The 9472-nt window shown below is 65.1% G+C and carries 12 protein-coding genes; 7 read left to right on the top strand and 5 right to left on the bottom strand.

All coding sequences use genetic code 11. The annotated features are described in order from the left end of the window. Window positions 1–69: 69 nt before the first annotated feature. The 4 genes from J6500_RS28020 (at window position 70) to J6500_RS28005 (ending at window position 3087) form a co-directional block, all read left to right on the top strand. Entirely contained in the window at window positions 70–540 is a 471-nt protein-coding gene (locus J6500_RS28020; RefSeq protein ID WP_225715936.1) for a chemotaxis protein CheW, read from the top strand. 62 nt (window positions 541–602) lie between these two features. Next, the gene (locus tag J6500_RS28015) at window positions 603–968 is read left to right on the top strand and encodes a response regulator (RefSeq protein WP_211990170.1); all 366 of its coding nucleotides are present in this window, start codon (window positions 603–605) and stop codon (window positions 966–968) included. A 77-nt stretch (window positions 969–1045) separates the two neighbouring features. Next, window positions 1046–2218 (top strand): protein-glutamate methylesterase/protein-glutamine glutaminase, encoded by a 1173-nt coding sequence (locus tag J6500_RS28010; protein ID WP_225715935.1) that lies wholly within the window; start codon window positions 1046–1048, stop codon window positions 2216–2218. Continuing rightward, window positions 2215–3087, top strand: a complete 873-nt coding sequence (locus tag J6500_RS28005; RefSeq protein WP_225715934.1) for a CheR family methyltransferase — start codon at window positions 2215–2217, stop codon at window positions 3085–3087. The genes J6500_RS28010 and J6500_RS28005 overlap by 4 nt, the downstream gene beginning before the upstream one ends. Window positions 3088–3274: 187 nt before the next feature. Here J6500_RS28005 and J6500_RS28000 read toward each other — a convergent pair whose 3' ends face one another. The 5 genes from J6500_RS28000 to ctrA all read right to left on the bottom strand — a co-directional run bounded on the left by J6500_RS28000 (window position 3275) and on the right by ctrA (window position 6449). Further along, window positions 3275–4432, bottom strand: coding sequence for a glutathionylspermidine synthase family protein (locus J6500_RS28000; RefSeq protein WP_225715933.1), 1158 nt, complete (start codon window positions 4430–4432; stop codon window positions 3275–3277). Window positions 4433–4474: 42 nt separating this feature from the next. Next, a complete protein-coding gene (locus J6500_RS27995; protein WP_225715932.1) occupies window positions 4475–4693 on the bottom strand; it encodes a hypothetical protein in 219 nt (72 codons plus the stop codon). 103 nt (window positions 4694–4796) lie between these two features. Then, window positions 4797–5201 (bottom strand): hypothetical protein, encoded by a 405-nt coding sequence (locus J6500_RS27990; protein ID WP_225715931.1) that lies wholly within the window; start codon window positions 5199–5201, stop codon window positions 4797–4799. A 1-nt stretch (window position 5202) separates the two neighbouring features. Then, window positions 5203–5607, bottom strand: a complete 405-nt coding sequence (locus J6500_RS27985; RefSeq protein WP_225715930.1) for a DUF350 domain-containing protein — start codon at window positions 5605–5607, stop codon at window positions 5203–5205. Between the two features lie 140 nt (window positions 5608–5747). Beyond that, window positions 5748–6449, bottom strand: coding sequence for a response regulator transcription factor CtrA (gene ctrA / locus J6500_RS27980; protein WP_016848562.1), 702 nt, complete (start codon window positions 6447–6449; stop codon window positions 5748–5750). Between the two features lie 366 nt (window positions 6450–6815). Between ctrA and fliI the strand changes: the two genes are divergently transcribed. From fliI to J6500_RS27965, 3 genes are all read left to right on the top strand, one after another. Next, complete coding sequence (gene fliI, locus J6500_RS27975) at window positions 6816–8141, top strand: flagellar protein export ATPase FliI (protein ID WP_225715929.1); 1326 nt, start codon at window positions 6816–6818, stop codon at window positions 8139–8141. Between the two features lie 109 nt (window positions 8142–8250). Continuing rightward, window positions 8251–8670 carry a flagellar export protein FliJ gene (fliJ, locus tag J6500_RS27970; protein ID WP_225715928.1) on the top strand — a complete coding sequence of 140 codons (420 nt, stop codon included), beginning with the start codon at window positions 8251–8253 and terminating at the stop codon, window positions 8668–8670. Between the two features lie 239 nt (window positions 8671–8909). Further along, complete coding sequence (locus tag J6500_RS27965; RefSeq protein WP_225715927.1) at window positions 8910–9455, top strand: sigma-70 family RNA polymerase sigma factor; 546 nt, start codon at window positions 8910–8912, stop codon at window positions 9453–9455. Window positions 9456–9472 lie beyond the last annotated feature (17 nt).

Here is a 9472-nt window from a genome sequence, read left to right as displayed (position 1 = left end):
CTGATCGCGGCGCTGAAGGAACAGACCGCCGAGATGCGGCGGGCAGCCTAACCAACGGAAACGATACCGATGACCAGCAAGACCGAAGCGGGCGAAGGGGCGATGGCGGAATACGTCACCGCTGTGATCGGCGGACAGCTGTTCGGCCTGCCGATCTCGCGGGTGCAGGACGTGTTCATGCCGGAGCGGCTGACGCGGGTGCCGCTGGCGTCCAGCGAGATCGCCGGCGTGCTCAACCTGCGCGGCCGCATCGTCACCGTGATCGACATGCGCGCCCGGCTCGGCCTGCCGAAGGCCGCTGACGGCCAGGTGCCGATGGCGGTCGGCGTCGACCTGCGCGGCGAATCGTATGGCCTCTTGATCGACCAGATCGGCGAAGTGCTGCGGCTGCCCGATGCCGGCCGCGAGGACAATCCGGTCAACCTCGATCCGCGCATGGCCAAGCTCGCCGGCGGCGTCCACCGCCTCGACGGCCAGCTCATGGTCGTGCTCGACGTCGATCGCGTGCTCGAATTGATGCCCGACGCCAAAGCTGCCTGAGCAGCGGACGGAAGTGAAGAACGAAAGCATCCCCTCGGGGGATGAGGAAGCAGAGGTCGCAAATGAGAACGTGTCTTGTCGTCGATGACTCAAGCGTCATTCGCAAGGTCGCTCGCCGCATCCTGGAAGGTCTCGATTTCCAGATCACCGAGGCCGAAGACGGCGCCAAGGCGCTCGAAGCCTGCAAGCGGACGATGCCCGATGCGGTGCTGCTCGACTGGAACATGCCCGTGATGGACGGCTACGAGTTCCTCGGCAATCTCCGCCGCATGCCCGGCGGCGACCAGCCCAAGGTGGTCTTCTGCACCACCGAGAATGATGTCGCGCACATCGCGCGCGCGCTGCATGCCGGGGCGAACGAATACATCATGAAGCCGTTCGACCGGGACATCGTCACTGCGAAGTTCCAGGAAGTGGGACTGATCTAGTTTTCTGGTTCGATCCGGCGGCGCAAGCCTTCGGCTCAACTATTGTTGTGCGGTAGCGTTGCGTCGCCGGTGAAGTCATGAGTGTTGCGTTGACAAATGCTGCGGCCCCGACGTCGCCCCGTACCGACAAGGTGCGGGTGATGGTGGTCGACGACTCCGTGGTGATCCGCGGCATGATCTCGCGCTGGATCGGCGCCGAGCCCGACATGGAAGTCGTGGCCTCGTTGCGCACCGGGCTCGACGCCGTCAACCAGCTCGAGCACATCAATCCCGACGTCGCGGTGCTCGATATCGAGATGCCCGATCTCGATGGCATCTCGGCGCTGCCGCAACTGCTCGACAAGAAGCGCGACCTCGTCGTCATCATGGCCTCGACGCTGACCCGTCGCAACGCGGAGATCAGCCTGAAGGCGCTGTCGCTCGGCGCCTCCGATTACATTCCGAAGCCGGAAAGCACGCGCGAGGCAACCGCCGCGGAAACTTTCCGCCACGACCTGATCCAGAAGATCCGTCATCTCGGCGCGAGAGCGCGGCGGAGCAGCGTGCATACGACGGCGAGCCCGCCGCTCGCCGCCGGCCATGACAGGCCGCGCGTGGCGGCGCCGGGCGCAGCGCCAGGAGTTGCCGCACCGGCGCCATTGACCCGCCGTCCGTTCGGCCTGCTGCAGCCGAAGGTGCTCCTGGTCGGCTCCTCGACCGGCGGCCCGCAGGCGCTGATGACGCTGGTCGCCGAGATCGGACCGGTGATCGACCGCTTTCCGGTGCTGATCACCCAGCACATGCCACCGACCTTCACCACCATTCTCGCCGAGCATCTCGCGCGCACCAGCAAGCGCCCGGCGCATGAAGCCATTGACGGCGAAACCATCAAGCCCGGACGGATCTATCTGGCGCCCGGCGGCCGCCACATGCGCGTCGCCCGCCACGGCATCGACGCCGTGATCGCGCTCGACGATGGCCCGCCGGTCAATTTCTGCAAGCCCGCGGTCGATCCGCTGTTCGCGTCGGCGATCGACGTCTGGCAGGGCAGCATCATGTCGGTGATCCTGACCGGAATGGGCTCGGACGGCATGCGCGGCGGCAAGGACATCGTCGCCGCCGGCGGCAGCGTGATCGCGCAGGACGAGGCGACCAGCGTAGTGTGGGGCATGCCCGGCGCGGCCGCCAATGCCGGGATCTGCGCCGCGGTGCTGCCGCTCAATCAGATCGGACCGAAACTTGTTCGTGTGTTTTCCGGAGACCGTTCGTGACGCCGCTGGACTATGAGTATCTGCGCAAGCTGCTGAAGGAACGCTCCGGCCTCGATCTCTCGGCCGACAAGCAATACCTCGTCGAGAGCCGCCTGGTGCCGCTGGCGCGCCGGTCGAACCTCGCCGGCATTCCCGAGCTGGTCCAGAAGATCAAGGGCGGCGCCGAGACGCTGACCTCGGACGTGGTCGAGGCGATGACCACAAACGAGACCTTCTTCTTCCGCGACAAGATCCCGTTCGATCATCTCAAGGAAGCTGTGCTGCCCGCGCTTGCGCAGGCGCGCGCGGCACGCCGTGCGCTTCGCATCTGGTGCGCGGCCGGTTCGACCGGACAGGAGCCTTATTCGATCGCGATGCTGGTCAAGGAGATGACCGCGCTGTTCAGCGGCTGGCGCATCGAGATCATCGCCACCGATCTGTCGCAGGCGGTGCTGGAGAAGGCCAAGTCAGGTTTGTTCAGCCAGTTCGAGGTGCAGCGCGGCTTGCCGATCCAGATGCTGGTGAAGTATTTCGCGCAGAAGGGTGAGCTCTGGCAGCTCAACGCCGACATCCGCGGCATGGTGCAGCACCGTCAGCTCAATTTGCTGCAGGATTTTTCTCATCTCGGCACCTTCGACGTGATCTTCTGCCGCAACGTGCTGATCTATTTCGATCAGCCCACCAAGGCCGCCATCTTCGACAAGCTGGCGCGGATGCTGGAGCCCGACGGCGTGCTGGCGCTGGGCGCCGCGGAATCGGTGGTCGGCATCACCAATGTGTTCAGACCCTATCCCGACCGGCGCGGCCTCTACCAGCCGAGCACCGCCCCCGTCGCCCGCGCCGGCGCCGCGCCGCACGTGCTGAAGGCTGTGGCCTCGGCTGCGCGCTAAAGTTCTCTGAGCCACGAAGCGACGTGGCCCGTTCCGTCACAACCTCTCAGGGTGACGGGTTACTGGATCGCCCGGTCCATGTGCGCAATTGCGCACAGGCCGGGCGATGACAGCGGTGGCTGAGGACAAAACTTCACACCCTCTCAGGATGACTGTGAGCGAGCGGCGCTCGTTCTGCGGTCAATGTCTACAAAATCGCGTGCGGCAGAAATCGCGAGGTGTTGCCGGTAATCGGGTTCTCGTCCTCGCGGATCGACAGGCCGCATGGCGTGTGGTCGACCAGCCAGCTGCCGAGCACGGGATACTGGCCGGAAAAGTTCGGCAACGGAGCGAGCGCCTGGCGGATGAAGCCCTCGGCGCCGTAGGGGCCTTGCTGTTCGACCAGCGTGGTGCCGGCGCTGACGAGTGCGACGTTGGCGCCTTCGCGCGAATAGATCGGCTTTCGCACGAAGGAGGTGCCGAGCTGCGCCGCTTGCGGATCGTCCTCGAAATACGCCGGCAATAGATTGGGGTGGTTCGGAAACATCTCCCACAGCAGTGGCAGGATGCCCTTGTTGGACAGGATCGCTTTCCAGGGCGGCTCGATCCAGCGCGTCGGTGCGGAGGCGAGGCTCTTGCCGAAGGCGTCGTGGAACATCCATTCCCAGGGATAGAGCTTGAAGGCGAGCGCGATCGGCTCCTCGTCCAGATCGACGAACTGGCCGTCGTCGCGCAGCCCGATCTCCTCGATGTCGAGTGTCGTGGTCTTCAGCCCGGCCTGCACCGCGGTGTCCTCGAGATAGGCCAGCGTGCCGACGTCCTCGGCATTTCCGGTCATGCCAGTGAGATGCAGCGGATAGCGGCTGCCGAGCTTCTTCCAGGCGTCGATCAAGCGGTCGTGGATCGAGTTGAACTGGTCGGCGCGCTTCGGGATGATGTTGCGCTCGATCGCCTGTTCGAGCCAGGTCCATTGAAACACCGCCGCCTCGAAGATCGAGGTCGGCGTGTCAGCGTTGTATTCCAGCAGTTTGGCCGGGCCGCTGCCGTCGAATTTGAGATCGAACCGGCCGTACAGGCTCGGCTCCTTGCGCCGCCAGCTCGTCGCGATCAGATCCCAGAACGCTTCCGGGATTTTAAGCCGCCGCAGATAACGTTCGTCCTTGACGGCGCGGCCGGCCAGCTCGAGACACATCGCGTCGAGCTCGCCGGTCGGCGCCTCGATCGCGCGCTCGATCTCGTCCAGCGTGAACGCGTAATAGGCGCGCTCGTCCCAATAGCGTTCGCCGTCGATGGTGTGGAAGGCGAAGCCGGCGCTTTCGGCGGTGGCCCGCCAATCGTCGCGCTCGGGGCAGGCGATGCGTTGCATGAACTGGACCCTGGTCGTGGAGTGATGTCAGGTTCGCGTTGCTCAGCTGCCGCCGTGCGAGGGGTCGTCAGCACCGAAGCGGGCGATCTCGCGCGGCGCGCCGCCAAATCCGCCTGGCGTCGATTGGCGCGTGGGATTGCCTTTGGTCCCCACCGTGTGATGGCGTCGGCTGCGGGCGTCGGCCGGCGTGATGCCGATCGAGACGGCGCCGACGGCGGCGCTGCCCATCAGTTTCAACCATACGCGGCGCGAGCGTTTCATGGTTGCGACCCTTGCTATCGACCAGCGCCATCGAGTGTCCATCAGCTGCATCCTTCCGGCAAGCGAAAGCGGGATAGTGACATGCCAACGTGCACGGCATGTGTCAGCCGCCACTGAAGCCGAACGCATGTGCGAACGAGCCGAAGCCGCCGCGGCTCACCGAGGAGCTCGAGGACGACGAACTGCTCGACGAGGAATCGAAGAAGCTGCTGCGAGAGGAGCGGCCGCTGCTGCCGCTGCCGCCGGAGGACGAGCTGCGCGAGGTGCAGCCAGCACCGGGCTGCGGGGTGACCGGTGCGGTGACCCCGGGCGGCGGGGGAGGCGGCGGCTGGCAGTCCTGGCGCGGCATCAGTGCATAGGCGCTGCCGCCGACCGCGAGCGTGCCCATCACCAGCAGCGCGACATGGTTGGAACGCTTGCTCGGTGGGCCCGGCGGCCGCGGCAGCGGCAGGACCGCGGGCACCACCGTCCGCCGCTTGCCGGACTGCGGATCCGGTTTGCGGGTCATGTCAGTAGATCATGCAGGCCGCGTTCAGCGCGCCTGCGGCCAGCGAGGACAGCCCGAGCCAGATCGCCGGCGCCAGTTCGCCGTCCGCGATCCGCGCCGACAGGTTCGGCACCGGGACCTTGACGATATAGAACACGATGATCTGCACGATCAGCGCGATCATGCTCCAGATCAGGCAGTCGATCACGTTGGCGGAATGCGCGATGGCGCTCACCACCGGCAGCACGAAGCCGAGCAGGCTGAGGCCGAGCGCGACCGCCGCCGCCGGGTGGTTGTCGCGGATCAGCTGGAATTCGTCGTGCGGCGTGACGCGCGTGTAGACGAAGAGATAGGCGACCACGACGATCAGCGCCGTGCAGAAATAGACCAGGAACGCCGGCAGGCCGGCGAGGGATTGCAGGATCATGTCGTGCCGGCTTCCGGGAAGTCGTCGGGAATTGCGCGAAGTGTTGCACGTTCCGTTGGTCTGCGCAGCGCGCCGGCGGGTTCAAGCCAAACAAAAACCCCGCCGGTGCGGCGGGGTCTGAGGCTGTCACCCTTGGAGGATCAGGCGGGAATCCGCTCGTCGGCCTCGTGCGGCTCGCGCAGCACATAGCCGCGGCCCCACACGGTCTCGATGAAGTTGCGGCCTTCGGAGGCGTTGGCGAGCTTCTTGCGCAGCTTGCAGATGAAGACGTCGATGATCTTCAGCTCCGGCTCGTCCATGCCGCCATAGAGGTGGTTGAGGAACATTTCTTTGGTGAGCGTGGTGCCCTTGCGGAGCGAGAGCAGCTCCAGCATCTGGTATTCCTTGCCGGTCAGGTGCACGCGCTGGCCGCCGACCTCGACCGTCTTGGTGTCGAGATTGACCACGAGATCGCCGGTCTGGATCACCGACTGGGCGTGGCCCTTGGAGCGGCGCACGATCGCGTGGATGCGGGCGACCAGTTCATCCTTGTGGAAGGGCTTGGTCATGTAGTCGTCGGCGCCAACGCCGAGACCCTTGACCTTGTCCTCGATGCCGGCGAGGCCGGAGAGGATCAGAATGGGAGTCTTGATCTTCGACACCCGAAGCTGCTTCAGCACGTCGTAGCCGGACATGTCGGGCAGGTTGAGGTCGAGAAGAATGATGTCGTAGTCGTAGAGTTTGCCGAGATCGACGCCTTCTTCACCGAGATCCGTCGTGTAGACGTTGAAGCTCTCGGATTTGAGCATCAGCTCGATAGACTGCGCAACGGCGCTGTCATCTTCAATCAGCAAAACGCGCATGCCAGTCCCCTTTAGTCGCCGCTCCGGGCGTCAGGTCGGCCGCACTTGCGGCACTCACAAAACGCCTTTGACAACTGATTCGGATCCTGACGAGCTATGGTTAACAAAAACTGATTCTTCCGCGCAAGGTCTAATCGTGCAATTTTTGTCGAATCGCCCTAAGATATTGCGTAGAAGAAGCTTTTCCTATCCGCGCTCGTTCATGCTCCACATTAAGAGCCGGGCCTAACCGACTCTCGCGACTCGCCCTTCTTCTGATGGGCAAGCGACCTCAGTCACCAAAGACAGTGACGCAATGATTAATGATGCGGGTAAACACGAAGTTAAGCGATCGGGCCAAAAGCGTGGAAACTTAAGGTTTTCGCAATGAAGGCCCTCGCGGAGCAGATCGGCGACATCGACGGCGTCAATATTTATGGCCGAGTGGTCGGCGTTCGCGGCCTGATGGTGGAGATCGCAGGCCCGATCCACGCGATGTCGGTCGGCGCCCGCATCGTGATCGACGTCGGCAGCGGCCGCTGCATCGCGGCCGAGGTGATCGGCTTCTCCGGTGAGAACGCGGTGGTGATGCCGTTCGGCGGCCTCGAAGGTGTCAGGCGCGGCTGCCGCGCCGTGATCGCCAATGCGGCGAGCCAGGTGCGGCCGTCGCCGGGCTGGCTCGGCCGCGTCGTCAACGCGATGGGTGAGCCGATCGATGGCAAGGGGCCGCTGCCGCAGGGCGCTTCCCCGATGCCCTATCGCAACCTGCCGCCGCCGGCGCATTCGCGCAGGCGAGTCGGCCCGCCGCTCGACCTCGGTGTGCGCGGGCTCAATACTTTCCTCACCTGCTGCCGCGGCCAGCGGCTCGGCATCTTCGCTGGCTCCGGCGTCGGCAAGTCGGTGCTGCTGTCCATGCTGGCGCGCAACGTCGACGCCGCGATCTCGGTGATCGGCCTGATCGGCGAGCGCGGCCGCGAGGTGCAGGAATTCCTCCAGGAGGACCTCGGCGAGGAGGGGCTGGCCCGCTCGGTCGTGGTGGTCGCGACCTCGGACGAACCGGCGCTGATGCGGCGCCAGGCGGCCTATCTGACGCTCTCGATCGCCGAATACTTTCGCGACGAGGACCAGGACGTGCTGTGCCTGATGGACTCGGTGACGCGCTTTGCGATGGCGCAGCGTGAGATCGGCCTCTCCGCCGGCGAGCCGCCGACCGCCAAAGGCTATACGCCGACCGTGTTCACCGAGCTGCCGAAGCTCCTGGAGCGGGCCGGGCCGGGCACCAGCGCCGGCACCATCACCGCGATCTTCACCGTGCTGGTCGACGGCGACGACCATAACGAGCCGATCGCGGACGCGGTGCGCGGCATCCTCGACGGCCACATCGTGATGCAGCGCTCGATCGCCGAGCGCGGCCGCTATCCGGCGATCAACATCCTGAAGTCGGTCTCGCGCACCATGCCGAAATCGGCCGATCCCGCCTTCCTGCCCTTCATCACCAAGGCGCGGCAGGTGATGGCGACCTATGCCGACATGGAAGAATTGATCCGGCTTGGCGCCTACCGGCCGGGTTCCAGCGCCGAGGTCGACGAGGCGATCCGGCTGCACGAGCCGCTGGAGACCTTCCTCCGCCAAGCCAAGGACGAGGCCACCAGCCTCGGCGAGGGCTACCGGCAACTCGCTCAAATCCTGTCGAGTTTGGAAACGGAACGCTAACTTTGTCAGGCCATCATCGCCGGCACACGATTAGCCATGCCGGCGGGGCCCAGCGGGAAGCCGGCACTGTCCCGCGTTCAAGGCCGGGACTTCTGGGGAGTATGAGTCGATGAAGTCACGTGAAACGCTGATCCGCCTGAAGAAGTTTCAGGTCGATGAAAAGCGCCGCCGGGTTACCCAGATCGAAGGCATGATCGCCGACTTCCAGCGCATGTCGGTGGAGCTTGAGCGCGAGATCCAGACCGAGCAGGACCGCGCCGGGATCAACGATCCCTCCCATTTCGCCTATCCGACCTACGCCAAGGCGGCGATCCAGCGCCGCGAGAACCTGACCCGCTCGGCCGAGGAGCTGCGCGTCCAGCTCGAGGACGCCAAGGCGCTGTTGGCGGAAGCCTTCGAGGAGCTCAAGAAAGTCGAGCTGCTCGACGAGCGCGACCAGGCGCGCGAGCGCGCCGAAGAGAATGCCCGCGAGCAGGCCGACATGGACTCGATCGGGTTGATGCGCGCCCGGCTCGGCGTCATCGCCTGACGCGTCTGCCTCGACCGCCGATCCCACACCGCAACCCGGGCCTTGAGCCCGGGTTTTGTTTGCGCGGTCGGGTCTCGAAGGGCCGGTTTGGTTTGAGGATGTCCACAGCCGACCTTGCTGGTGGACCTTGCTGCGCCAAATTGTGCTACCGTCCTGACAGGATTGGTCACGAGACGATCGCCACTTCGCGATTGGCGATCAGGGCGAGGGGGACGCAGGCTTGGCTTTGGGGGCGCTGAATGCTGACGCCAGCTGAGCTGGTCTGGCTGATCGCCGCCGTTGCAAAGGGGGACGAGGCCGCCTTCGAGCGCCTCTACGCCGCGACCCGCGCGAAACTCTTTGGCGTCGTGCTCCGTATCTTGCGTCGACAGGACCTCGCCGAGGAGGTCCTGCAGGAGACCTACGTCAAGATCTGGAACAGCGCCGGTCAGTTCAATCCGGCGCTGGCTTCCCCGATCACGTGGATGACCTCGATCGCCCGCAACCGCGCCATCGACGTCGTGCGCAAGCGCGGCGAGGTCTCGATGGAGGAGGAGCCGGCGGCGATGGAAGTGGCCGCGGACCAGCCCGATCCGCTGGCACGACGGGAAATGACCGAAGAACTGAAGCGGCTGTTGGAATGCGTCGGCCGGCTGGAGCCCGATCGTCAGAAGCTGGTGCTGCTCGCCTATTACAACGGCTGGAGCCGCGAGCAGCTCGCCGCCAAGTTCGAGACGCCGGTCAATACGGTGAAGACCTGGCTGCGCCGCAGCCTGATGGATATCCGCGAGTGTCTTGGACTATGAAGTTCTTGGACTGTGAG

Origin of the sequence: Bradyrhizobium semiaridum (genome assembly GCF_020329505.1) — a bacterium.
Classification (GTDB): Bacteria; Pseudomonadota; Alphaproteobacteria; order Rhizobiales; family Xanthobacteraceae; genus Bradyrhizobium; species Bradyrhizobium semiaridum.
The sequence above is the reverse complement of the archived record's forward strand: the minus strand, read 5'-3'. Positions and strand labels throughout refer to the sequence as shown.